The 26,182-nt window shown below is 35.4% G+C and carries 18 protein-coding genes, 1 tRNA gene and 2 pseudogenes; 11 read left to right on the forward strand and 10 right to left on the reverse strand.

Annotation, left to right across the window (positions count from 1 at the left end):
- Nucleotides 1-98: 98 nt before the first annotated feature.
- The 4 genes from F6K18_RS21120 to F6K18_RS21135 all read left to right on the forward strand — a co-directional run bounded on the left by F6K18_RS21120 (nucleotide 99) and on the right by F6K18_RS21135 (nucleotide 4,148).
- Nucleotides 99-1,805 (forward strand): hypothetical protein, encoded by a 1,707-nt coding sequence (locus F6K18_RS21120; RefSeq protein ID WP_287523707.1) that lies wholly within the window; start codon nucleotides 99-101, stop codon nucleotides 1,803-1,805.
- Between the two features lie 330 nt (nucleotides 1,806-2,135).
- Complete coding sequence (locus tag F6K18_RS21125) at nucleotides 2,136-2,261, forward strand: hypothetical protein (RefSeq protein WP_287523710.1); 126 nt, start codon at nucleotides 2,136-2,138, stop codon at nucleotides 2,259-2,261.
- 563 nt (nucleotides 2,262-2,824) lie between these two features.
- Nucleotides 2,825-2,953, forward strand: coding sequence for a hypothetical protein (locus F6K18_RS21130; protein WP_287523713.1), 129 nt, complete (start codon nucleotides 2,825-2,827; stop codon nucleotides 2,951-2,953).
- 223 nt (nucleotides 2,954-3,176) lie between these two features.
- Nucleotides 3,177-4,148, forward strand: coding sequence for a glycosyltransferase family 2 protein (locus tag F6K18_RS21135; RefSeq protein WP_287523716.1), 972 nt, complete (start codon nucleotides 3,177-3,179; stop codon nucleotides 4,146-4,148).
- Between the two features lie 282 nt (nucleotides 4,149-4,430).
- Here the strand turns inward: F6K18_RS21135 and F6K18_RS21140 are convergent.
- Nucleotides 4,431-5,207, reverse strand: a pseudogene (locus F6K18_RS21140) (DUF4058 family protein).
- 132 nt (nucleotides 5,208-5,339) lie between these two features.
- On the opposite strand from F6K18_RS21140, the gene F6K18_RS21145 reads away from it, so the two are divergent.
- Nucleotides 5,340-6,848 (forward strand): pyruvate kinase, encoded by a 1,509-nt coding sequence (locus tag F6K18_RS21145; RefSeq protein WP_287523719.1) that lies wholly within the window; start codon nucleotides 5,340-5,342, stop codon nucleotides 6,846-6,848.
- A 193-nt stretch (nucleotides 6,849-7,041) separates the two neighbouring features.
- On the opposite strand, the gene F6K18_RS21155 is transcribed toward F6K18_RS21145, so the two are convergent.
- Entirely contained in the window at nucleotides 7,042-7,215 is a 174-nt protein-coding gene (locus F6K18_RS21155; RefSeq protein WP_287523721.1) for a hypothetical protein, read from the reverse strand.
- Between the two features lie 636 nt (nucleotides 7,216-7,851).
- On the opposite strand from F6K18_RS21155, the gene F6K18_RS21160 reads away from it, so the two are divergent.
- Nucleotides 7,852-8,073: a hypothetical protein gene (locus F6K18_RS21160; protein ID WP_287523724.1), complete on the forward strand. Its 222-nt coding sequence runs from the start codon at nucleotides 7,852-7,854 to the stop codon at nucleotides 8,071-8,073.
- Nucleotides 8,074-8,369: 296 nt separating this feature from the next.
- Here the strand turns inward: F6K18_RS21160 and F6K18_RS21165 are convergent, their stop codons facing one another.
- On the reverse strand, nucleotides 8,370-10,334 hold the full coding sequence (locus F6K18_RS21165) for a DUF6798 domain-containing protein (protein ID WP_287523725.1): 1,965 nt from the start codon (nucleotides 10,332-10,334) through the stop codon (nucleotides 8,370-8,372).
- Nucleotides 10,335-10,605: 271 nt separating this feature from the next.
- On the opposite strand from F6K18_RS21165, the gene F6K18_RS21170 reads away from it, so the two are divergent.
- On the forward strand, nucleotides 10,606-11,067 hold the full coding sequence (locus F6K18_RS21170; RefSeq protein ID WP_287523727.1) for an HAD domain-containing protein: 462 nt from the start codon (nucleotides 10,606-10,608) through the stop codon (nucleotides 11,065-11,067).
- A 101-nt stretch (nucleotides 11,068-11,168) separates the two neighbouring features.
- On the opposite strand, the gene F6K18_RS21175 is transcribed toward F6K18_RS21170, so the two are convergent.
- Nucleotides 11,169-11,354, reverse strand: coding sequence for a CopG family transcriptional regulator (locus F6K18_RS21175; protein ID WP_287523730.1), 186 nt, complete (start codon nucleotides 11,352-11,354; stop codon nucleotides 11,169-11,171).
- A gap of 127 nt (nucleotides 11,355-11,481) precedes the next feature.
- Between F6K18_RS21175 and map the strand changes: the two genes are divergently transcribed.
- The 3 genes from map to F6K18_RS21190 all read left to right on the forward strand — a co-directional run bounded on the left by map (nucleotide 11,482) and on the right by F6K18_RS21190 (nucleotide 14,948).
- Complete coding sequence (map, locus tag F6K18_RS21180; RefSeq protein ID WP_287523733.1) at nucleotides 11,482-12,309, forward strand: type I methionyl aminopeptidase; 828 nt, start codon at nucleotides 11,482-11,484, stop codon at nucleotides 12,307-12,309.
- A gap of 253 nt (nucleotides 12,310-12,562) precedes the next feature.
- Entirely contained in the window at nucleotides 12,563-14,215 is a 1,653-nt protein-coding gene (locus F6K18_RS21185) for a CHAT domain-containing protein (protein WP_287523734.1), read from the forward strand.
- A gap of 130 nt (nucleotides 14,216-14,345) precedes the next feature.
- The gene (locus F6K18_RS21190; protein ID WP_287523737.1) at nucleotides 14,346-14,948 is read left to right on the forward strand and encodes a hypothetical protein; all 603 of its coding nucleotides are present in this window, start codon (nucleotides 14,346-14,348) and stop codon (nucleotides 14,946-14,948) included.
- A gap of 137 nt (nucleotides 14,949-15,085) precedes the next feature.
- Here the strand turns inward: F6K18_RS21190 and F6K18_RS21195 are convergent.
- The 4 genes and pseudogenes from F6K18_RS21195 to crtR all read right to left on the reverse strand — a co-directional run bounded on the left by F6K18_RS21195 (nucleotide 15,086) and on the right by crtR (nucleotide 18,225).
- A pseudogene (locus F6K18_RS21195) lies at nucleotides 15,086-15,554 on the reverse strand (transposase family protein).
- A gap of 852 nt (nucleotides 15,555-16,406) precedes the next feature.
- The gene (locus tag F6K18_RS21205; RefSeq protein WP_287523745.1) at nucleotides 16,407-16,529 is read right to left on the reverse strand and encodes an SDR family NAD(P)-dependent oxidoreductase; all 123 of its coding nucleotides are present in this window, start codon (nucleotides 16,527-16,529) and stop codon (nucleotides 16,407-16,409) included.
- Between the two features lie 55 nt (nucleotides 16,530-16,584).
- Complete coding sequence (locus F6K18_RS21210) at nucleotides 16,585-16,974, reverse strand: hypothetical protein (protein WP_287523748.1); 390 nt, start codon at nucleotides 16,972-16,974, stop codon at nucleotides 16,585-16,587.
- 348 nt (nucleotides 16,975-17,322) lie between these two features.
- Entirely contained in the window at nucleotides 17,323-18,225 is a 903-nt protein-coding gene (gene crtR / locus F6K18_RS21215; RefSeq protein ID WP_287523751.1) for a beta-carotene hydroxylase, read from the reverse strand.
- A gap of 484 nt (nucleotides 18,226-18,709) precedes the next feature.
- On the opposite strand from crtR, the gene pyk reads away from it, so the two are divergent.
- A complete protein-coding gene (pyk, locus tag F6K18_RS21220; RefSeq protein ID WP_287523754.1) occupies nucleotides 18,710-20,473 on the forward strand; it encodes a pyruvate kinase in 1,764 nt (587 codons plus the stop codon).
- A gap of 1,303 nt (nucleotides 20,474-21,776) precedes the next feature.
- Here the strand turns inward: pyk and F6K18_RS21225 are convergent.
- Both F6K18_RS21225 and F6K18_RS21230 read right to left on the reverse strand, forming a co-directional pair.
- Nucleotides 21,777-23,024 carry a DnaJ domain-containing protein gene (locus F6K18_RS21225; RefSeq protein ID WP_287523757.1) on the reverse strand — a complete coding sequence of 416 codons (1,248 nt, stop codon included), beginning with the start codon at nucleotides 23,022-23,024 and terminating at the stop codon, nucleotides 21,777-21,779.
- A gap of 1,782 nt (nucleotides 23,025-24,806) precedes the next feature.
- A tRNA-Gln gene (locus F6K18_RS21230) sits at nucleotides 24,807-24,878 on the reverse strand.
- Nucleotides 24,879-26,182 lie beyond the last annotated feature (1,304 nt).

Here is a 26,182-nt window from a genome sequence, read left to right on the forward strand (position 1 = left end):
TTGCTCTTCAGTTTATGTTAATCAAAAAAAAGTCAGAAGTTACTTTTCTAATTATCACCAGCATAGTTATTTTACTCCCCGCTTTATATATACTTTTTATGATATCTAAAGCAGGAGAATTGCTAAATTTTGACTATTGGTGGATGATTCAAAATATATATTCTATAGATGGATTTTCCACGAATATTTTTGATTGGATGTTTCGGGCAAACGAACACTTTGTTTTAATTCCTGCCATAATTTATGCTGTAAATATTTTTGTTACTAAAGGGTCAAATATTGGATTATGTCTGGCTACATTTTTCCTTGCTTGTATTCAGGGAACTTTCTTAATAGCATTAGTACCTAATACACTGAAAAAATATCGGACAATACTTTTATTATTAATTCTATTTATCTCCATTTTTAACTTTACTCCTGCTGCTGCTCATAATTGGATGCGTGGATATAGTGGGGTACATTGGGTAATTGCTAATTTATTTGTTATTGCCTCAATTTTTTGTGTAAATAGATTGGTCGAATCTCAACAAAATAGATTTGCTATTGCCAGTATAATTTGGGGATTTTTAGGATGTATTAGTTATAGTACAACTTTGGGAATTTGGCCGATATTGTGTGCCGTTGCTATTTTATTTAAGTTGCCGAAAAGATTTACTATCTCTTATATTATTTTTTCGATTTTAGTAATAGGAATTTATTTCCTCACTTACACAACGCCCTCTCATCATCCCTCTTTGTCTAAACTAAATTTAATTAATATAATTGCTTATATTCCTGTTTATCTAGGAGCAATTTTTACTCATAATATCCCCGTAGCTTCAACAATAGGTTGGTTCGGATTAATTTTGACAGGAATATTTTTTACTTATTGGTTATTTTCATCTTATCCTCAAGACTGGTTACCCTGGTTATCAATAATAACTTATACTTTAGGCACTGCTTTAATGGCAGCAGTTAGTCGTTCTGGATTTGGAGTCGAACAAGCGATCGCTTCTCGTTATGCTACTCTACCTTCTCTATTTTGGTTAAGTCTAATTATCCTAATTTTCTTATGGCTCCAACAACAGCAACTTACTCTCAAAAAACAGTGGTATTTTGTTATGCCATTGGTGGCAGTTTTGACTGTTTTAACTATATTAATGTATCGAGTAGGTACGGAAACTTTTAGAGAAATTGCTCATCGCGCAACTTATCAACCTTTAGTAGGATTATCCTTACAACTTGGCATTTATGACCCGGTTTTAATTAAAGAAAAAGTAGGCAACCGACCTGCTGCTTTTTTAGGTTTAGTAGATGCTTTAAAAGCTGATGGTTTAGTACCTTTTAATCGAAATATAAAAAAGGATAATTTTTGTGCAAATTTGGATAAAAAAATTAACTCAGATTTATTAACAGCAAAACCACCAGAAAATTTACAGGGATATTTTGACACTGTGACTGAATTTTCTTCTACTACAGCTAGAGTAAATGGATGGGTAAGTCAAGTTAAAAGTCAAAAGCGAGTGTGCAATTCTGAGGTCTCCTCAGAATGTAAGACACACTCAAGACAGTTCAAAGTCAAAAGTAACGAGAATGTTCAGATTAAATGTATTGCTATTCTGAATCAAGAAAATGTGGTCAAAGGTTTTGGAATGTCAGGTTTTCCTCGTGCTGATGTGGCAGAATTATTAGGAACTGAATATGAATCATCCGGCTGGAAAGGATATATTCAAGCCTCAACCAACGATGTTTTAACAGCTTATGTAAAATTGAAAAATCGTCAAGATTGGATAGCTTTAACCAATCAACATAGTTTTGATAATTAGAATTGAACCTAGAATCTTAAATACCTCAATTTTGTGATTCTGGGAATGAAATAAAATGTCTTGCTATTCTCAATCAAGAAAATGTGGTCAAAGGTTTTGGAATGTCAAATTTTCCTACTGCTGATGTAGCAAAATTATGAGGAGCTAAGAATATTAAATACCTAAGTTTTGTGATGGAATTAAATGAAATGTCTTGCTATTCTCAATCAACAAAATGTGGTCAAAGGTTTTGGAATATCAAATTTTCCTCCTGACGATGTAGCAGAATTATGAGGAGCTGAATATGAATTATCTTCCTCGAAAGCATATATTCAAATCAAAATTTACCCATTGAAAACTCAAGAAAATCAACAAAATATTCAAGGCTCAAGCAACGATGTTTTAACAGCTTATGTAAAATTGAAAAATCGTCAAGATTGGATAGCTTTAACCAATCAACATAGTTTTGATAATTAGAATTGAACCTAGAATCTTAAATACCTCAATTTTGTGATTCTGGGAATGAAATAAAATGTCTTGCTATTCTCAATCAAGAAAATGTGGTCAAAGGTTTTGGAATGTCAAATTTTCCTACTGCTGATGTAGCAAAATTATGAGGAGCTAAGAATATTAAATACCTAAGTTTTGTGATGGAATTAAATGAAATGTCTTGCTATTCTCAATCAACAAAATGTGGTCAAAGGTTTTGGAATGTCAGATTTTCCTCCTGCTGATGTAGCAAAATTATGAGGAGCTGAGAAATGTATTGCTATTCTCAATCAACAAAATGTGGTCAAAGGTTTTGCAATGTCAAATTTTCCTACTGCTGATGTAGCAAAATTATGAGGAGCTGAGAATATTAAATACCTCAATTTTGTGATTCTGGGAATTAAATGAAATGTCTTGCTATTCTCAATCAACAAAATGTTGTCAAAGGTTTTGGAATATCAAACTTTCCTCCTGCCGATGTAGCAAAATTATGAGGAGCTGAATATGAATTATCTTCCTCGAAAGCATATATTAAAATCAAAATTTACCCATTGAAAACTCAAGAAAATCAACAAAATATCCAATGCTTAATCAACAATGTTTTAACAGCTTATGTAAAATTAAAAAATCGTCAATATGGGATAGCTTTAAGCAACTTGAGATGCGAAATAACTGCCTAAAATTACTGTATAACCAAAGTTTTAAGCCGATAAAATCTTACTTTTGACTTTTGACTGTCTTGAGTGTGTCTTACATTCTGAGGAGACCTCAGAATTACACACTCGCTTTTGACTTTTAACTTCCATGAATGCTTACCCTTTAACAACTTATGTTAAATTAAAAAATTGCCTAGATTCGGTAGATCTAACCAATCAATATAGTTTTGAGAATTAAAATTTAACCTTGAATAGTAAATACCTCAGTTTTGTCATTCCAGTTTATAACGAAAAAGCCACAATCAAACCCTTGTTTGAGCGAATTTTGGATGTAATGAATTTAGCTGAAATTAATAGTTATGAAATAATTTTTGTGGATGATGGTAGTAACGACTCGTCTTGGATAGAAATTAATAAATTAATCAAAAAACATCCCCATAAAATCAAAGGAATTAGATTAAGAAGAAACTTTGGTAAATCTTCCGCCTTATCTGCTGGATTTAAAAAAGCTACAGGAAATATTATCTTTACTCTAGACGCAGACTTACAAGATGACCCATCAGAAGTACCTAAATTTTTGGAAAAGTTAGAGTCAGGATACGATCTAGTTTCTGGATGGCGAAAACATCGTAACGACCCTTTTTCCAAAACATTACCATCAAAATTATTTAATGGAGTAACATCAATTTTAACTGGAGTAAAATTACACGATTTTAATTGTGGCTTAAAAGCTTATAAAAAAGAAGTCTTAGACTGCATAAAAGTTTATGGAGAATTACATCGATATATTCCAGTGTTAGCCCATAGTTTGGGATTTAAAATTTCTGAAGTAACAGTGCGGCATCATCGACGGAAACAGGGAAAATCTAAATATGGTTTAGAACGTTATACCCGTGGATTTCTTGATTTATTAACTGTTTTAGCAACTACTCATTATTTACATAAACCTGGTCATTTATTTGGGAGTTTAGGATTATTATTCGGTGCTATAGGAATGACATCTTTAGGTTATTTAGTTATACTTTGGTTGATGGAAATTCGACCTATAGGTACTCGCCCTTTATTTTTATTTGGAATTTTGTGTATTATTCTGTCTGTACAGTTAATATCTTTAGGAATTTTGGCAGAATTAATTACTAAAAATGTGGATGATGATTATGTGGATAAACAGATTTGTGAAGTTGTAGAACAGAGAGAGGAAAATGTTGAACTCTTTTAGGTTGGGTTGAGTCAAGAAACCCAACAAATATAAATTTGCAGTTAATTGACTATTTATTCATCTCCAACGTTGGGGTTTTGAGATTTTAGAGGAATTATTAGGCGATCGCTCCACCCCCAGAAAATGTTGAACTATTGTAGGTTGGGTTGAGGAACCGTTAGCGCCAGCTTATCCATAGGATCAACCCAACAAATATAAATTTGCAGTTAATTGACTATTTATTCATCTCCAACGTTGGGGTTTTAAGATTTTAGAGGAATTATCAAGGGATGGAAGGTTATATCAATTACCATAGAGCAAATTTTCAATCCACTGCTTTTCTAGCTTAGACAAAATAGGTGGGGGTAGTGCTTCGCTGTAGTTTATAGATAAATCATAAGCTGCCTCATCATAAATCTGATTAAAAGCAGCAGATAAGTTGAGGACAACATCTGGATCGGGCGATCGCAATGGAATAGAAATAGTTGGCAATAAATCTTGCAAAGTTAAAGGCCAAATATCTAGAAATTTAGCGTGGGAACGAGTCAAAGCAACACCATAAGCAACATATGGCATTTGAGGATGATAAAAAGGGCGAGTACCTCGACGCAAAAAATCTATTTCCACCAGATGTACCCCCGCTTCATAAAGTCGTCTTCGTTTCTGGCGATAATTTGTTAGACCAGGTTCGCGCTTGTTGACTGGGGAAAGGACTTCAATGCAAGTCACCAAAACATTTTGAGCAGTATCTCAAATCTCCACATTACTCAAGCGAACCGGAACAGATTGAAAAATAGGTAAGGATAGAGATGGAGTAAGTGCAGTTGCTCCAGATGTACCGAGAGGAATATTTGTTATTTTTGGTTGTCGAAGTTGCATAATTTCTATATCTGGATAGAGAATGCCCACTTCGCTTTCTGGAAAGCTATCCTCAACAACGTAGACTTCTAGTCGTGCAGCGTAGCGAGGACGTAATTGAGGAGTGAGTCGCTGTCGAATCTTGTTCGCCAGAGCATTGTGGAGATCAGGCCAAAGATAACCCTCTAGATAGGGGTCCATTCCGGGAAATGGGGATGGCATTTTGAGTGAGTGGGTTGGTAAACTATATATCTATTTAATCTAATTAATCTAAAACAAACTTAACTTTGTGGATAAAATCTCAGGGGCAAATTTTGATATAACGAAGGTATAGAGAATTTAATATAGATAAAAATGAAATTACAAATACCTCAACAGGATGCCTCTACTATTCATAGAGAAAGAATAGAGCGATCGCTCCAAGCATTAAAACAACTATGGTCACAAGCGATCGCCCTAGAACTACAAGAAGCCGAAAACCTAAAAAAAATCTATCCTGGCAATCGCAAAAGTGCCCAAAACCTAATTCATTATCTAGCAGTACGACGTCACGACATTCGAGACTTACAATATGACCTGAGTATCTTGGGGCTAAGTTCCCTCGGGCGTATGGAAGCCCATGTTATGGCCTCCTTGCGTGCTGTCTTAGATGCACTCCATAAAATAGATAATCGTTCTATGCCACCAGAATTACAAACCGAAACATCCATAACCCACGAACTCGGAAATGCCATCTTAACAGAACATACTCTTAACCTATTGGGGCCCCAACCACAATTCAGAAACGCTCGCATCATGGTGACAATGCCCAGTGAAGCTGCTGATGACCCCAAGATAATTCACGAATTATTAGCCAAAGATATGAACATCATGCGGATCAATTGCGCCCATGACCACCGTGAAGCATGGATAAAAATGATTCAAAATTTGCGACAAGCAGAAACAGACCTAGGAAAGTCATGTCGCGTTTCTTTCGACTTGGCCGGCCCAAAATTAAGAACTGGCAAAATTAAAGGCAAACATTTCCACCTTTCCCTAGGAGACACTTTAGTTGTGAAACAGGGCGACATTCTCGGTAAACCATCCACTGAAAATGAACCTGCAATGGTGGGGTGTGATGTGCCGGAAATTTTCCGAGATGTACGAGTCGGAGACAGAATTTTCTTTGATGATGGTGTTATTGGTGGAGTGATTCGTAATGTAGAGAGCGGTCAATTTCTGGTTGAAATTACTTTGGCAAAGAAAGGTAAAGCCAAACTCAAGAGTGAAAAAGGTATCAACCTGCCAGATACAGACCTCAACTTGCCAGCATTGACAGAAAAGGATTTACAAGATTTAGAATTTGTTGCCGAATATGGGGATCTGGTAGCGATTTCATTTGTACAGCGCCCTACTGATATTGAGGAGTTAATTGGGAAGTTGGAAAAAATGAAGGCTGGCGAGTTGGGGATTATTCTGAAAATTGAGACTCAAAAGGCTTTTAACCAACTACCAAGATTATTGTTAACTGCTTTACGTTATCCACGGGTAGGAGTGATGGTGGCACGGGGTGACTTAGGCGTGGAAGTTGGGTTTGAACGTTTGTCAGAAGTACAGGAGGAAATATTATGGTTTTGCGAGGCTGCCCATGTGCCTGTGATTTGGGCAACTCAGGTTTTGGAGTCGTTGGCAAAGGGTGGTATGGCTTCTCGCCCAGAGGTTACGGATGCAGCGATGGGTAGTCGGGCAGAATCTGTGATGTTGAATAAGGGGCCGTATATTGATAAGGCGATGCAATTTTTGTGTGATGTGTTGCACCGGATGCAGGCGCATCACCAGAAGAAAAATTCGATGTTACGGCAGTTGAATATTTCTCGGTTTTGAGGTTGTTTAGTTTATTGAAAGGAAGAAAGTCCAAACTTTAAAGAGATTTAAAACCCCACATCACGTAGGTTTTTAACGAACGCTTTTTTTCAGAGATTGGGCACGAACAAAGGAAACATCAGGTACTTTTAAATTAGAATCTGAAATAATAAAACCAGCACTAGAATCAAACAAACGTCCGAGACAGCGTGGGTTAACCCAAGCATAAAGAGAAGCTATGATAGCGAACCCCAACTTCACTAGAAACAATATCTGATGGACCTATAACTAATATTTTTCCTTCGTCTAATTCTAATTGATAATCTAAACCTGCTTGATTAAGATTACCTTGCAATATTTCTAAGTCTTTGACTGTGAGATTTGACATATATTTTTCATCTCAATTAACAATTTATTCTGTGATTTGATTATAGCTAATATTTGGTTTGGTTTGGTTAGGGAAAATTACCTTGATTCCAAGTAATAATACTAATTTTTAAAATATGATTTAGTATCATACGGTTCAGTGAAGGATTTTTTTTGCCGTTCTATCATCTGAAAACCTCATCTAATAGTTCCATATATTATGAGTGTTGGTCTTATCTGTTTGCACAGCATTCCGTAGGAAACCATATTAAATTATAGTAGACAGCGACTATTAAGGTGGGAAATTTTGAGACCGTTTCTCCTTAATATTACAATCCTATTTCAGTTCCAGGTAAAAATATCTTTGAATTTAGGGAATAGGGAACTTAGTATAAATCATCTGGAGTAATCATAAATTTCGCGCTTTTTACTCACCCTAAATATACTGAAAAAGTTATCTGGATTAAAACTAATAAATTATTCCATGTCCGGATGATTAAGTATAATAAAAATTTTATCCTCTCAATGTTGAAGAAATATCCCACATTTCTGCTAACTCCAGCGTTTCTTCTTGAATTTACATCTAATAGCAATTCCCACCCATTAACGCTATACTTGGGGACAACTTCAGTTATTAAGTAGGGTTTGCTGAAAAAGTATGAGTGGTAGGGGTAGGAGACAGGAGACAGGAGACAACCCACCCCTCGCCCCTCCCCCTCCCAGGAGGGGAAGACAGGAGAAATTGGAATTTATAGGAGGTAGGAGCAGGCGTTTTGTAAGAATGATTTTTCTGCCCAACTATGCGCCTAAAATACGCTCCATGCATGAGCATAAAGAGGTGAAAAATTTGCACTGCAATTCGACTCCAAAAATTCTTTAGTCTTTATATGTCAATGCTTTTAGATTTAATCAGCAAGCCCTAAGTAATTAACACAGATCTAATAACTTTTTTGCTAATTAGCAGCTCAGTTTAATGTTAATTATTCTTATTTTTACTTCTCCCCCACTCCCCTACTCGCCTACTCCCCTACTGAATAAAGCGGATAATTAGTTATCATAAAATTTTTGTTTGTAGTTTTGTTCTAGCCTTTAAATACTTGTCTTATTACTCAAGCTCAACTATGAACCTAATTATAACTATTCTACCGAACATGATATTATTTGCTAAATTCACATCTACTGCTGAAAATTTATTCTAAAAATCACCCATTCTCCCTCTCTAGCTAAAATATTTCCCTCAATATCCCCATGCCATTCAACCCTAGTCAAAATATATTCAGCTCCATATTTTTTCCCCACATTAACTAATTCTTTTCCCGTCTGTTGTGGAAACAAAATTTCCATCGCACCCACTGCTAATTTATCATTCAAATCTACGCCAAAAACATCTTCCATCCGATTTTTCCACTCCCTAATTCCGCTATCTGTTTGAGGAAAATGTTTAAAGTCAACAATAACTGCCCTCTCAGAAAAAAACTGAAAATTTGACACAAATGGAGGAATTAAAATTATGTCGTCTTTATCGCTAATTTGTCTAAATCTTAAAGCTAACTTTGTCACTTCATCTTGAGGAATTATGTTGAATTTTACCTGTTGTTGAAATACCTCTAAAAATTTTCCTGGCAATGCCTCAAATAATCCCAAAATGAATACTAAAGTTGTGACTCCAGCCAAACTATAAACGGCCAAATATTGACTAGCGATCGCTAAATCAACCTCATCCAAAATAAACGGAAATATTAACACCAAAAGTAAACTAAGTTTTGCCAATAAATGATGAAAACTTGAATCTGTCTGTGACTGCCATAGGTAAAATATCAATTCAGTTAAAACTATTAACCAGACTACTAATTTGTAACTCCATTTCTCCAAAAAAAACAATCCCAACGATAAGATAAAAAAGCAAATTCCTTGATATGGCACAGGCAGGATTAGAGATATTATCAATAGTAAACCAAACCCTAAATTACCCTGTTTATATAACTGGTTGACCAAAATACCTACAGCAATAAATATCATCAATTGAGCAAAAGGAACAGTTCGCGCTAACTGCAACTTAGCAAATAAAGCCAGTGGGTAAATTTCCACAAAAATATAACCCAAAAACAAAGCAAAAATTGACTCTGCAATAATTAGGTACAACTTCCATTTCTCTAGACATCTTACATTAGTAAAAATTAAATCTTTTTTCCTTGCTGTTATCTCTTTTATCTTACCTACTTCCCCCCCTTTCCCAGAAGCTCTGAAGAAGAATATTTTCCCTATTTCCGACTTATGCAAAAAATCTTCTGATTTAGCAACATCAACTTTGTGAATACACAAACATCCACCCAAAATAAAACAAATAAAATCCAGCCTAATTTTCCAATTCCAATAAGCAGGAATAATATGATGAGGATTTCTTACCCAACCGTAGATGAAAACAAATTCTTCATTACTCAATTTATCAGTGCTAGTCGTACCAGTTAATACCATTGGCAAATAAACTAAACTTGCAAACCCAAATAAAATAATTAACGGCAAAATTACTTGCTTCAACTGCCGACTTTTTATCGCCTCAATAAACATAATAGGTATCATCATTATTCCCGGCAAAACACCAACTAAAAACTGTAATATTGAAGCGATACCGAAAAATAAATAACCAATTATCCATCTTTGCCGAAAACAGAAATAAATCCCCCATACTGTTAAACTCATAGCAAAAGTTGCAGGTATAGGAGTTTTGGGAAAAAGTTCTAAATATCCAACTAAAGTGTAAGCTGTTAAACTTAAAAAAATTAAAATTGCTGCGGATAGTTTGGAAGGAGTAAAGATTTTACTAATTGCAGATAAACCCCAGATAAAACTAATAAAGGAAATTAGATAATAAATAAAATATGTGAGGGAAATACTACCAGTAACTTTGCTGAAAAAATAAACTAAATATTGATAGTAATATCTGGGGGTAAATTTCAACATTTCCTGAACATAGTAATCATTAGTATATAGTTCAGGATTCAACATTGATTTAATTTGAGGAACATGGGTGTAATGATTTCCCACAGGAAAAGTGTATCCTCTAGTAATGAATAAACCGAGAATTATAAAAGTGAATAGGGATAGAAAAAAATGCCAACTATATTTTTTGAGATGCCACATTTGTTGCAGGAAAAAGAATAATGAATCAATATACTAACTCTAAAACATTACTCTTTTTGTCTATAAGCTGGTTATACCAATTTTAACAGGACTTAGGTTAATGTACTATATATACTAGATAAAAACTATAGCACTATGGTACATATAGTGTTTTTGTCAGGAAAATATCTAATGCCAATTTGAAAAAATAATGTTATGAATAATAAGTGCGATTAAAAGACTTTAGATGCTAAAAAAGTAATGATTTTTAAGCAAAGAGTATTTTTCTAAGATGTGGATATTTCTAGATATTGATGGTGTTCTAGTTCCTGAAAAAAACTTTGATTCTCCAATATACAAAGAAAATTATCTTCAATTTGATCCAATTTGTTTAAGTCTATTTGAAGATATTGTACAACTATATCCAGGAGTATTAGTTGTCATCTCATCTTCATGGAGAGAATTATTTTCCTTTGAATTTGTTCGGTCTTTATTTTCTCCAGACTTTAGGGAGAAAGTAGTTGGGTTTACGCCTTTTTTAGACCCAGAAATTATCCATCAGTTTGAATATCTTCGACATCAAGAAGTAGTTAAATTTTTAAGAAATAACAATGGTTTAGGAGATTCATGGGTGGCAATTGATGATATTCCAGAGCATTATCCCCCAGATACTCACATAGTTGTTACTGATGCCTATAATGGCTTTGACCCATCAGCAGCATTAGCTTTAGAACTTTATTTATTAGCAATTTGAACTAGGATAACTATATTGCTTGATATTGGTAGACCAGTATTTCTTCTGACTTCTGACTTGCCAATACGCATTTTAAATACGTATTAGCTTCTCAGAGATTTCTAATGGATATTAACTACTTTTGCAGAATTTTGATGGTTTCGATGTTCTTGTAAACCTCGCTCAATTAACTTGCCCACCAACCAAGACATAGAACGTTCATCCTCTTTTGCCCATTCCTCTAACTCTTTTTTCCACTCTGGAGGAATATAAGCTACAACTCTATCTAAATCTGTTTTTCCGCCCATTTTCAACACCTAATACTTATTTTTCTGATATTAAGCATACAAATAATTGACTAATTTGTGTTGTGCTATGCTTTCCCACAATACTATATGCTAGCAAAGTCTAGCAAATACATCTTCACATCTGGCCATGAATCGGAAAAACTTAACCATTATCAATCAAACATTTCGTGAAGCTCCTGTAAAAACATCTGGAATTGTTTTGCTTTCCACCAGAGAATTAGAAAAAATGCGCCGAGTGGGGAAATTAGCAGCAAATTTACTCAATTATCTTGAGCCAATGGTACAACCAGGAGTTAGTACTCAACAATTAAATGATGAAGCCGAAAATTGGACTCAGGCACAGGGAGCCATCAGTGCCCAACTTGGTTATGCCCCTCCCGGCCATCCTCCATTTACCGGTTCTATCTGTACCAGTATCAATGAAGTAGTTTGTCATGGTATTCCTAGCTCAAAACAGATTCTCAAAGACGGAGATATTATCAATATAGACGTTACCCCCATTCTCGATGGTTACCACGGCGATACTTCCAGAACATTTTTAGTAGGGAACCCATCAGCCTCAGCTAGAAAATTGGTCAAAGTAACCCAAGAGTGTATGATGCGAGGGATTGCTGAAATAAAACCAGGGGCAAAAGTTGGAGATATTGGGGCAGCAATTCAGGAATATGCCGAAGCTAATGGATTTTCTGTTGTACGAGAAATGGTCGGTCATGGAGTTGGTAGGCAGTTTCATGCAGAGCCACAAATTCCTCACTATGGCCAACGAGGTCGAGGTTTAAAATTACGCCCTGGCATGGTTTTTACTGTTGAACCTATGCTGAATGAAGGGACTCACAATATTAAGACTTTAGGCGATCGCTGGACTGTAATTACCAAAGACAAAAAACTTTCAGCTCAATTTGAACATACTGTGACTGTCACAGAAGAAGGGGTGGAAATTCTCACAATTAATTAGACTTCTCCGGAAAAGAGGGAGTAGGGAGTAGGGAGTAGGGAGTAGGGAGTAGAGAGAAAAACTTGATGATTTATCTATGAAAATTGATTTTATTTTTTATTCTTGAAGATGTTCATTGAAAAAACAGATTTTCCGTATGAATAAATTATGGATGTCTCGTTATGGAATGAAGGCTCAAGGCGTAAAATAATATAGGTAAATTAGCATAGATTTCTTTAAGTACATTAATATATAGTTGTTTAGAAAAAATTGAATGCCTTTCCCACCAGAAAGTCCTTGCCTAAATATAGCGATCGCTCGCCTGAATATCCCAGAAGCTAATCATTTTGCTACCTGGGTGATGCAGGCTCCTATCCACCGTGGATATGTCCACAACGACCAAATTTGGCCAGAAACTTTGTCACAAGCTTGGAAGGCTTGGTTAGAAGTATTCTCTCCCCAAAGTTTTCCTGCTATTCCCATCGGTACACCTCAACCAGTCTTAGCATCAACTCCAAATATTTATCCTGCCACTGCTTCCAATGTCAGAATTAATCGTACCAGTCGCCTGATGCAAAATTTGGGTATTAGCCTATGGCAGTGGCTATTTCAAGGAGAAATTGCTCAAAGTCTCCACCAAAGTGAAGGTATTGCTATTGGCCAAGAAGTACCCTTACAGGTAAGATTGGATATTCGCGCACCCGAATTAATTGCCCTACCCTGGGAAATCATGCAACCAGGAATTTCTTTACCTGCCTTTTCTCTAAGTAGGGAAATTTTGTTTAGTCGTACTACCAGTGACGTTCATTCCTTACCTCCTCTCCCACCTTCCCCATATTTGAATATTCTGCTGGTGATTGGGGAAAGTGCCCTTCAAGGACAATCTTCTACTTTGTCCAAATTAGAACTAGAAGAAGAAGCAGTTCGACTAACTGAGGTGTTGAAACCCCGCGAGATTAAAAACCAAAATTCACACAGCGTTAATTCTATTGTTCCTTGCAGAGTCGATACATTAATTCAACCGACCCCAGAAGAATTAATTTCCTATCTAGATAAAAAAATTTATAACGTATTTTTTTATGCTGGTCATGGTAAACCAGGCCCAGATGGGGGTTGGTTATTTTTGGCACCTGAGACTACTCTCAATGGTACTGAGTTAGCACAAGTTCTGGTTCGCAATGGAGTAACCTTGGCAGTATTCAATGCTTGTTGGGGAGCGCAACCAGCTACAGATATATCTTCTGGTCAAGTACAGGCAATACCACGCAGTAGTCTAGCAGAAGTATTAATTCATCATGGAGTACCAGCAGTTTTAGGGATGCGAGATGAAATTGCCGATGGAGAAGCTTTGAGTTTTATTCAAGTTTTTGCGCAATGTTTGACAGAGGGAATGTTGATAGATCAAGCAGTAGCTGTGGCTAGGCAACAGTTATTAACTCTCTATAGATTTAATCAACCAGCTTGGACTTTACCAGTATTATATATGCACCCAGAGTTCAATGGTCAATTAATTCAAGTCTTCGATGAGTTGGTAACTCAACTACCCACTAACTCTCCGACTTGGTTCAGTAGCTCAACTTCTAGAGCTTTTTTACGTTCTCAAGACAACAATAGTCAGGTTTGGCCTATTTGGCCTGGTACGATCGCGGTTGGACGTTCTCAGGAAAATGATGTGGTGATCTTTGAGCGGTGGGTTTCCCAAAAACACGCTGAAATTTTTTCTCGTTGTTTTCCGGGGGAACAGGTTACATCTACTTATTTCTTAAAAGATATTTCTCGTTTTGGTACTTTAATTTATCAGTCTGGTGATTGGCAAAGAATCCATCGTGATCAGGTTGCCATAACATCCGGAACACTGGTAAAATTTGGCAGTTCTCAAGGTCAAGCTTTTGAGTTTGTGATTGAAACAACAAAAGATTTTAGCTAGTTAATCTAAGTTAGAATTGCGGAACTAGCTAGATTGCTTTTGTAGCTGATTAAGTAGGAAATAACAATATTGCTAATTACCTACTTCTATTTTAATAGAAGATGAATTATTTTTACTAAGGAATAAAATTATGAATAATCAGCCTTCCCGCTCTCAGTTTTCTGCTAACAATTCTACCCAAGTAGAATTGGATTTATTAAATTCGATAGTTCTTGATGATATTGCCTATCCTTGGAATCCAGAAACAGCAGAATCAGATACTTATTTTGATTCTCTTGAAGAGGAACTACCATTGTCTGATTTACTAACCGATCTGGAAATGACTTCCGCCTCCAAACAATTTTATAGTCAAACCGATAGACTGTTCTCTGCGATCGATATCCAGAATTCTTTATCCGAGAAGTTTTCAGGTCTTGCTCCTAAGAATTTACTCAACAAGTTAGGCAAGATTGCTGTTAGTATTGTCGATCAGGTTAATAGTAGAGTGTCTATTCTATCTCTTTCAGACCAATTGGTACATTGTGTCAGCGAAGTTTTACCAGGCTGGGATTTGGAAGATTTGGAAGTAATGGCGCGTCCCCTAGCTTATTCTATGCGTGGTAGTCATAATGATGTAGTAGAAAATACTTTAGCAACAATTCAATCGACTTCTTGGTATGATTTGTCAGAAGTTGAACAAGCACGATTGAGTTTAGCGATCGCGCTCTATGCTATAGAGAAAGCTAATAATTAAATTAATTTTTATCTACCCAATTTAATATTTTAATAATAGAGTTGTTGGGAAATAACTGAGGTGAGGGAAAAATGAAAACTCAAACTAATTAATTTGGTTAGTGATTTTATTACTTATGCTGCCATCAGGTACAAGTTTCATAGTCCAGTTGCTGTTAACATTAATTTGTCATCAAAATTATCCTTATGATTACGGTAAATCTGATTGACAGCCCCATAGCGCTTGACACCCGCGAAGGCATTTTCACATATCACTCTAGATTGACTCAATGTCCGATTTTCCATCTTTTGCTGTTGAGTTAATTCTCCCCCCTTTGGTTTTTTATGGGGTATGCGGATATTTTCATACTGGTGTTGAATACCTTGAAAGCCAGTATCTACTTCAATTGGTATCTCCCCAGGTATATTTCCGATCAACTTTTCAAGGGGAATGGAATTTCTTGTCATGTAACTTTCCTTCTCTTGCTTGGCTTAATACCAGCACTTGTTTGTTTTGGTTCACTGCTGCTAGATGTTTACGGGTATGACGCTTTTTTTTTCCCGAATAATTCAGTTTTTGTATTTCTGAGTCAGTAGGCCGTTTGACTGGCCGTTCTGTGCCATCCATTACCACTCGTTCTACTCCAGGGAAACGCTCTATAAATGCTTGGACACTGTTAATTTGACGCTCTGGTAGCGCCTTTTTTTCTCCTAGAGCAGCTTCTAAAATTGGTTGTAAACGATGAGCCCAATGATGTGCCTGGCTACGGTCAATATCGAACAAGATGCCAGCCTGCGTCAAAGGTTGGGTAACATTTAAAATAGAAGAGAATGTAAAATAATTTGTGTTGAGTGGTGAGTAAACGAGCCTTTCGGCCTCCTCCAAGAGAGCGAGCTACGAGGTTTCAAGAGCAATGTTTGCTCATACATTTGGCTAAAAGCCTTTAACAACGATTCAAAGGCTTTACGGTTTAATCCTGTTAATGCTCTGAGTAACCTGTCTTGTTTTAAGGCTCGTTCAATATTTAGCATTTTTCTGGCCAATTTCTGTTTAGAATCATTTTACCTTATTTCCCAACAACTCTAATAAATAAATAGCGGTTTTTAGTTTTTTAATGCTCAATATTTACTGACGAGCAACTTAACTGAGAACTGCTAAATTTTTTTCTAACGGACATAATATATTGCAAAAGGGAAGATGGAAAAATCTTACGACCTTGCCATGCGATCGCCTAAACCCACAATTTTACCGCAGCATTTTTTTCTGCTAAGTCTGCTTTTAATAAAAAATATCATGTCCGGATAATTAGTGATAAAAAAAATTTTTCCTTATCTTCTCCTTTTTTCCCTCCTGACTACTGACTTACCATCCACCGCAGGGGTTAGGGGTGAGTTGACTCCTGACTCCTCCGTCGTTTATTTATAAATGTTCAACCGGACATGATATAGCATTTATCTTGACCAATTTGAGTGGCGATCGCTATCTGCTTCCTGAATGTAAAATAACATTAGCTCCTGCCTTAGCTAGAGTTTGCGCTGTTGTAGCAGCAATACCAGTGGATGCACCTGTAATTAAAATAATTTTTCCACTTAAATTTATCACTTTTCTTCTTTGTTCCTAATTATCCTAAATTATCAGATCGCCTCTATCTATACAGTTATTTATATTCAATTTTTAAAAAAAATATCAGCAAACAAAACATAGATAAAACACATAAACTTTTCCAAACAAATAACCACCAAGGATGCCACCAAGCTCCAGTTTGTACTTCCACAATATCGGAGAAGCCAAACAGCAAAAATGTGAATGTTGCTACTATTCTATGTAATCTAATTATAGCGCTATTTTTAATCGCTGATATAGCAAAAGAACCTGAAAAAATGAACCAAATTCCTGCTTCAATATAATTACCTTTTTTATAGACTGCTTCTAATATTTTTGCTTGTTCAGAAGGCAATCTATTTTGCAGTATCAACCATAATCCTATAAATATTCCAGCTAAGAAAATTAATAAAATAAATAATCTGATAATTACATTTTTATTCATTATATTTCCTCGAAAAATAGAAGGATTTTGATGTGGATAAAATTATTTTTCTAGCAGCTAAATGCCCATCAAAAAACTGGTAATGCTATAGTATTCTTCTGATAATATTTATTTATAAAGATATTATTTGATTTTCAAATTTTTCTCTATTCTTGATGATTGGCTTCCATACCAACTGGTATTTAGAAGCCACAAGTAATCATCAAAAAAATGCTAGCTATCTAAAAATTTATTTGCTAAAACAAAGGAAATAAATATGGGTAAAATTAATCAAAGTAACTAACAAAAATATTATTCAATTAGTTGCAAAAAAATTATTGATGAGACTCAATTTTTTCTAATGTTAATTTACCCTTTTTTCTGGGGTTGAACTTGCTGGTGCTTATGAAACCTAATTCCTAAAAAAACATCATACAGAAAGCTCCAAAAATTTTTGCCTTGCAATAATCCTAAAGATTGAGGGGAACCCTTAACATCTAATAATGGTTTCATAACTTCATAAGCAGGTTTGTAATTATACCAAGGTATAGAAGGCCATAAATGATGAATTAAATGATAGTTCTGTCCACAAATCAGAATATTGAGTAAGCCACTTGGATAAACTCTAGCATTGTGCCAGCGATCGCGTTCCTGGAAAGGACGATGAGGTAAATAATCAAAAAATAACCCTAGAGCTAAACCAACAACTAAAGCGGGAGAAAACCAATAATTTAAAATATAATCCAGAAACCCAAAATATATGGACACACCTATCATTGTGAATACTACTAAACGGCTAAAAAACCATTCCCAGAGTTCAAATTTCCGCCAAAGTCGTCTTTTAAAAAAGAAGATTTCATGGTAGAAAAAGCGGGCTGCAATTAGCCATAAAGGGCCACCAGTGGAAACAAAATGATCTGGGTCATTTTCTGGGTCGTTAACGTGGGCATGATGCTGTAGATGTACTCTTGTAAATACTGGAAAAGCAAAACCTAACATTAATGCACTGCCGTGACCTAAAATAGCATTAACTAAGCGGTCTTTATGGGCTGAATTATGGGACGCATCGTGAATGACTGTTCCTGCCATATGTAAGGCTAGAACATTCATTAAGAAGCAGCACCAGCCAGGAAAGTCCCAGTACCAGTAACCGCAGGTTGAGGAAATTATTATTCCTATAGCACTCAAAAACATGAGTAAGTTAGTATTTAAGCCTCCAGAGGGGCTTAGTAACTCTCTTGGGACTGTTGTTTGCAGCCCTGCCTCCAACATTTTGATTTGCACTCCTCTATATTAATTGAGACTTTTTTTATTAGAATACGATATAGGCAAAATTTTGTAAAGATATATGAAATTATATTAATATAAAGCAGATAATTAGAATTTTGGTTAGGGGAGAAATTAAATAAAGTTAATAATGATCCCTATAATTTAGACCCCGATCCTAAAATTTAAATTAGAAAAAATACGGATTGTTGGTAACTAAATAATTTTAAAAGTAAAAAGTAATTATTAATAATTGGATTGACATCCTTTGAGTATGGTAGTCTAAGGTATCAATACTTTCCCAGTAGCATAGTCATAAATAAATTAGGCACTATTGTAACTTTGTCCAAGAGTTAATCAACTTTCTTTAATTATTAAATAAATATAATTTGTTTTTTCAACACTGTATGTATATAACGTAATTACTATTCAGAAATAATTAAAAATCAAGCATACCACTTTACCTATTACTATTAAAACTTTAGAAATTATGCAACTACAAAATGGCTTACGCCGAACTAAAATTGTAGCAACTATTGGCCCATCTACTACTAAACCTGATGTACTTCGGGAGTTAATCAAAGCTGGTGCAACAACCCTGCGACTTAACTTTTCTCATGGAACCCATGAAGATCACCAACGCAGTATTCGATTGATTAGACAAACTTCTTTTGAACTAAATCAACCTGTAGCCATCTTGCAAGACCTTCAGGGACCAAAAATTAGATTAGGAAAATTTGAAAATGGTTCAATATCTCTAAAACGGGGTGATCCATTTATTTTGACCAGTAACTTGATGCCTGGAACTCAAGAAATGTCTTCTGTAACTTATGAACTTCTAGCAGATGAAGTGCCAGAAGGAGCAAAAATTCTTCTTGATGATGGCAAAGTAGAAATGTTGGTGGAAAAAGTAGACAAAGCAGAGAAACAACTACATTGTCGGGTGGTAGTTGGTGGTCCTCTTTCCAATAATAAAGGTGTAAATTTTCCTGGGGTTTATCTCTCAATTAAAGCACTGACAGACAAAGACCGAAAAGATTTAATGTTTGGTCTTGACCAAGGAGTAGATTGGGTAGCATTAAGTTTTGTGCGAAACCCCCAGGATGTTTTAGAGATTAAACAATTAATTGCTAATGCGGGAAAAAAGGTTCCTGTGGTGGCAAAAATTGAAAAACACGAAGCGATCGAACAAATGGAAGAAATTTTGGCTTTGTGTAATGGGGTAATGGTTGCTCGTGGTGACTTAGGTGTGGAGTTACCAGCAGAAGAAGTGCCACTTTTGCAAAAGCGACTGATATCAACATCTAATCGAATGGGAATTCCGGTAATTACTGCTACTCAAATGTTAGATAGTATGGCGAATAATCCCCGTGCTACCCGTGCTGAAATTTCTGATGTGGCAAATGCAATTATTGATGGTACGGATGCAGTAATGTTATCTAATGAGACAGCAGTAGGTAATTATCCTGTGGAAGCAGTGGCAACAATGGCAACGATTGCTAAACGCATTGAGCAGGAAATTATTACTTGCAACGTTTCTAGTATGAATGATACAGGTCATTCAATTCCGAATGCAATTAGCCAAGCGGTGGGTCAAATTGCCGAAAATATAGATGCTGCAGCTATTATGACTCTGACTAAGACAGGTGCAACAGCACGAAATGTTTCTAAGTTTAGACCAAAAACTCCTATCTTGGCAGTGACTCCTCATGTAGATGTTGCTAGACAGTTACAACTGGTTTGGGGAATAAAGCCATTACTGGTTTTAGACTTAGCTTCTGCTGGTCAGACTTTTCAATCTGCCATAAGTGTTGCTCAGGAGAAGGAGTTATTATTTGATGGAGATTTAGTGGTAATGACTGCAGGTACAATTCAAGGTGTGGCAGGTTCAACGGACCTGGTTAAGGTTGAGGTGGTGACTGCAGTGTTAGGTCAAGGTACTGGTATTGGTCAGGGATATGCTAGTGGTCGCGCTCGTGTTGCTCATAGTGCAAAAGAAGTCCGAGATTTTAACCCTGGAGAAATTTTGGTAGTTAATCACACAGATGCTGAATTTGTGGAGGTAATGCAAAAAGCGGCAGGAGTTGTGACGGAGGAGGATAGTATTACCAGTCATGCGGCAATTATTGGTTTACGCTTGGGACTACCAGTTATTGTGGGGGTGAAGAATGCTACCAGTGTGGTTCACGATGGCACGATTTTGACTTTGGATGCTCAGAGAGGTACGGTATATTCAGGAGCTACTCGAAAATAGTTGATTTTATAGGTGCTCATGGAGAAAAAAGCGGTCGAGGGATGGCTCCGAAACCTGCGTCATATGGAGAAAAAAGCGGTCGAGGGATGGCTCCGAAACCTGCGTCATATCCATGAGACCAAGAGAAGAAAAAAAAATCCTTTGGTCCAGTCCTCTTACTTTAAATTGATTTTCCTTTCTACAACCAGGGCGATCGCCTTCCAAACTATATTTATTTTTTTAGTTGAATAAAAAGTCATGCGTATAGATAAGCAGACCCTTATAAACATTATTGTATCACAATTTAGGGGAGAATAGAACCTTATATCCTTTGACGCGCCGTTTTTTATAAGCTTCACAGAATGAAAACATAGAAATTTTCCATGCTAGGAGGATATAGATGGAAAGATTTAATGAGGAAAAAACTAACCGTTTAGGGGAAGCCATACAACCCACATTCCGCACGATAAAATGTAGCATAAAAATCTAAGTCAAAAGTCATGTATTAAGAAGTAACAAGTAAGAAGTAAATTATAGTAGTCAACGATTCAATAAGTATTTATGTTTAATATTTAACTGAGAATTTGACTCTTGATCGAGGTGAATGAAGATAATTTATATAGTATAAATACTTAAACATCCTCAGAATTTTATACTAATGTTCATGTTACAAATTGAAGTGCGGAATGTAGGATACAACATGAAAAGATTTTTGTTATTTCTTTTGGGAAAAATTCCTCTATCTTTGGTTGCCTCTTGGTAATGAAGTTTTGTTGAATAAAAAGTCATACTTATAGACAAGCATACCCTTATAAACATTATTGTATCACAATTTAGGGGAGGATGGAACTTTATATCCTTTGACGCGCCGATTTTTTCATGAGCTTCATAAAATGCAAATATGGGTAATTTTGCACACTATACCAATTTGAAAAAAGAATGTTACAAATAATAAGCAGTATTAAAATAATTTATAGGAAATATCTATTGGACGAAAAAGATAAATTACTATGTAAAAAATGGTATAAAACCTATTTATTCTGTCTCTTGACTCCTGTCTCCTGACTCCTAAGCAGTAACCTAGATATTTGTAGCAAAGATTTATCAAACTGGTATTAGGAGGAATGGATAGAAAGATTTAATGATGGGAAAAATCTAATTCTAATCTTAAAAGCAGAGGAGTTAAGGGAGCATTTTTCAATCTTTTTCCTGCCAAAAAAAGCCTCTATTATATTCTATTCCCTACTCGTAACTCAAAAATTTCATTGTAGACTAAAGATACCAAATAGGTTCTATAATTCTCCTGACTCCTGAGTACTACCCTTTAATTAATTAAAGCAAATGGCAACCCAGTCAGGAGTAACATAATAGGTAGTGTTATAGCTGATTTTTCTTCAGAAATATTAGAAATTTTTTGGCAACCACTATACATAGTTAAAATTGTATAACACAAAGCAAAAATAGCTAAAATAATACTAATTAACCAATTATTTAAAATTCCACTGACTAGCACCATCAAACCTAGAGGTAATAGTGATGCACCTGCTGTAAATAAATCTCCTGTTAAACTACCATCAGCTTTGAAAATAAGTCTGGCAAAACCACTTGTAACTGTCAAATTTACAAAGGGGATAATACCGATAATTATTAATAATAAAAATTCTGTATGATTTGCTTTATCTAATCTCTGTAAAATTAGACTAATTCCTACTACAAAACAAATTTCAAATATTATGCCAAATAAAACTGCAACGTTAAATGCTCTTCTTTGTTCTAACTGAGTAAAAGCTGGTAATAAACCTCCTATGGGATTAGGAAGAAAAATCTTTACTGCTATCCAAGCATCCTGAAAAGTTGTCTGAAATATTTCTAGTATTTTTAACCATGAAAAATAGTGTAAGTTTTTAATGGCTTCTAGCGCTCTTTGAGAATTAGCTTTATCTCCCTGATCTGCAAAAAGTTGAGCAGCTTTTTTGAAATCTATTATTGCCAGACGATGTTCTTGTAACTCTAGATAAACTAAACCACGTTGATAATAAACATGAGCAAAATAGGGATTTATTTCTAATGCTTTGCTATAGTCTTCCATACCAGCCTGAATGTATCTTAATTTCATACGACATAGACCCCGATAATAATAAACTTCTACTAAGTTTGGGTCTAAAAATAATGCCTTTGTATAATCAAGATCGGCACTCAGGTAATCTTGCAGTTTATAACTAGCAAACCCTCTGTGATACAAAACTTCTGACCAGTTAGAGTTAATTTCCAGTGCTTTTGTGTAATCTGCTATTGCACCTTGATAATCTCCAAGCTGACTTTTTGCAACTCCTTGTTTATATAATTCTTTGGCTTCCCCTACCGTTTTATCATATTGCGATCGCCTCAATGGATCGGAAAGAATTTCATACATTGAGTTGATTTCTTTAAATTTTTCTGCTGCATTTATATCCCCTGGATTTACATCAGGATGATACTGACGTGCTAGGCTATGATAAGCTTTTTTAATCTGTTCTGTAGAAGCATTTTTTGATACTCCTAGAACTTCATAATAGTTACACTCTTTTTCCATCTAACCCTAGTTTCCCAAAGCACTATTTTAGGCAATTATTGTTGATTATATCATAAAGTATTTCAATGCTTATTGGAAACAAGATATTTATCAATTTGCAAGAATTTATATATTGAATTTTTAACTTTATATCGATCGATGAGCATTAATAACAAATCCGGTTGAATACTTATTATATAGTTGGGAGACATAGGGAAGTGGGAAGGTAGTCCGATTTAATATTTAAGTGTGGATATAATTAGAAAAATATACTGTATAATCGGATTCGATAATAACAACACATATTAAAGGTTGTATATAATAATTTCTCAAGTTTTGAAAAATCCTCGTAATCAGGAAGAGAAAAAATACTAAGTAGAGCAGGAGCAAAAAAAAAGACGTTGCATTTTTGATCGAAAAACCCCTAAAGGCAATGAAGATAAACTATTAAGCTAATTTACAATTTGATAAATAGATCCCAAAATTTATCATGTTCTACTTATATCTAAATTAGGGTTTGCGCTCAAAAGTCTTTTAGTAGGGGTAGGAGATAGGAGACAGGAGACAGGAGACAGGAGAAATGGGAATTTATAGGAGGTAGGAGTAAGAATTGTAAGAATGATTTTTCTGCCCAACTATGCGCCTAAAATACTAACTTTTTGAGCATAAAGAGCTGAAAAATTTGCACTTTTTAAAGGCCTCAAAAAGGCACTTGTCTTTATATGTCAATGCTTTTATATTTAATCAGCAAGCCCTAATTAATATAATAACTCCTAGATCTACTACTCAGATATATTGTCTATTTACGGAAAAATTGTGATCTAAAACCTCCCTTGTTAAAAGGATAAAATATTCCTGATGTCAAGCCTCCTTATTGCAGAGGTAGTGATAACTGAAACCTGTATTTCCTCCGGAGAAGGCTAACTAATAACTGAAATGACCGTTCTTTCTCTAGCAAGTTTGGCGTTGCTGAAGCGCGGGTATGATGATAAAAAAGAGCGATCGCTCTTAAAGTCAACTTATTAGAATTAAAAATTATGCCATGTCGGTCATGGCAATCAGATCATATCAATAAAAATGGTCATAAAAAACGAAAACAAAACTATTAGACTAAATAAAAATACTGAAGATATTGAATGTTAAAGCAGTTTTTCAATTGATGAGGTACATAATTTTGGAGCAATAGGGAATAGGGATGAAGATTAAACTAGACACCTGGTGGAAACTAAGTTTTTCTCAGGCATTACAAGGGTTTGAGATTAATTATCGGAGATGTCTACTGTACATTACTATCTTAAAAGGTGCTTTAATATTAACAGGACTTACGCAAAGGCACTATATATAGTAGATAAAAACTATAGCACTATGGTATATATAGTGGTTTAACCGGAAAAATGCGTAAGTCCTGATTAAGTCTAAGCACACTCAAACAAACCATTGACACTCTCACTGTTAAATAAGTGCGATTATAACAGGAGATTCTTGCCAGTGCTGGCGCAACGCTACGCTTTTTCCTGCGGAATGCTACACAAATATGTCGCGGAGCGTTAACATTTGCGGTAGCATGACCTGAGGAAAGTTATGCGCCAGCTAAACATAGATTCTTAACACAGAAAAAGGAAAAATCTGGCGTTGTCTGAGTTTTAAGCTTTTGATAGGTCCGCTCCCTTTCCTTCGACTGCTATATAGGACTAACATTTTATTTTATGATAGAAAAAAGCGAATATAGCCCCAGCGACTGTCATTTTATATATTATATATAGACGACTATTCAGCTTAATTATTTTTATTTTAGTTTTCTTACTGGGGCGGAAGGATTCGAACCTCCGAATGGCTGGACCAAAACCAGCTGCCTTACCGCTTGGCGACGCCCCAATTCGTCAACAGTTAATATAATAACACCTATATCCAGGTATTTGTCAAGGATTTTTTTGAATAATCTTGAAATTTTGAATTTTGAGGATTTATGGGCCTCAATCAGATAATTAGTTGAAATATAACAGTCGAAGCAAAGGACGCGGACATATCAAAAGCTTAAAAATCAAACAACGCCAGATTTTTCCTTTTTCCTTTTTACTTCTTCCTTCTGTTGCTTGCTAAAGCTGAAAAACATGGACTATCCAAGACTTATATCTACAAAATGTCTATGTTTTTATGCCATGAATCAGTGTTATTATTACACATGTCTGCTAAGATAAGAAAATCTTAGCAACAATTATGGAGTGTTTGGCACTCGACTTTTCACGAAGATACGAAAACCCGCCTAGGGAATCCTAAACTCAACGTGTTTGAGCGGAACATTAACCTTCTTTGCCAGTAGACTTATGGACAGGTGATCAGGAATTTCGCTCTTCATCAGTGATGTTGAGCGTGTCTAGGATTGTCTAGGTTTTTATTCAGGTGCTATATGAGAGCTGATTGATCAACTTTGCTGAAACTCTATAATAGACCTCTCCGGAAAAGAGGGAGTAGGGAGTAGGGGGAAAGAATTGATAATTTCTACGGGATAATTGATTTTATCAGGACTTACGCCAATTTACTTTTAAAGCACCATTTGTAGGGGTAAATAGTATTCTTTCTCGCTATATGTAGAGTCTCTGCGTAATTCCTGTTTATTTTTGATTATTGGAGATTTCTAATATAATATAAGCTAGCTTTCAGGCATTTAGAATCTACTGAGCTATAATTTCCAAAAGCCAAGTTTAGCAAGGAATTTAGCTTCTTAATATTTACTGTATAAATCAGCTCTAAAAGACACAGATATTGAAAGTGTTGAAATTATTGATTTAAGGACTCTAGGTGCTTTTATGGCGTTGGTAAATCACAGGATGAAATTTTTAGGATCAATCCCCCAATGATTAACCAGGTTAGGTATGGGGGCGCTACCCCAAAATTTAACGAAGTCAGAAGTCAGAAGTTAGAAGTCAGAAGTTATTTTTGTAACGGGGATTTGAGCTTCGCTCCAAAAATATTTCGCCTTAAAAGGTGGGGTTGCGCGACCCAATTAAATTATTTTGATAAATCATCCGGCTTTGTTGCATGAATGTTGCGGTCGCAACTTCTCCCCAGAAGAGAAGTTAATTAGTGAAGAGCGAATTCTACTTTGTAGCTTTCTGGCTGACAATTCTGTATCATACGATTAAGTATGGCACATTGTACGAACAATTCCACTGCCTGAT

The organism is Okeania sp. SIO2C2, assembly GCF_010692625.1.
Taxonomy (GTDB): Bacteria; Cyanobacteriota; Cyanobacteriia; order Cyanobacteriales; family Microcoleaceae; genus Okeania; species Okeania hirsuta.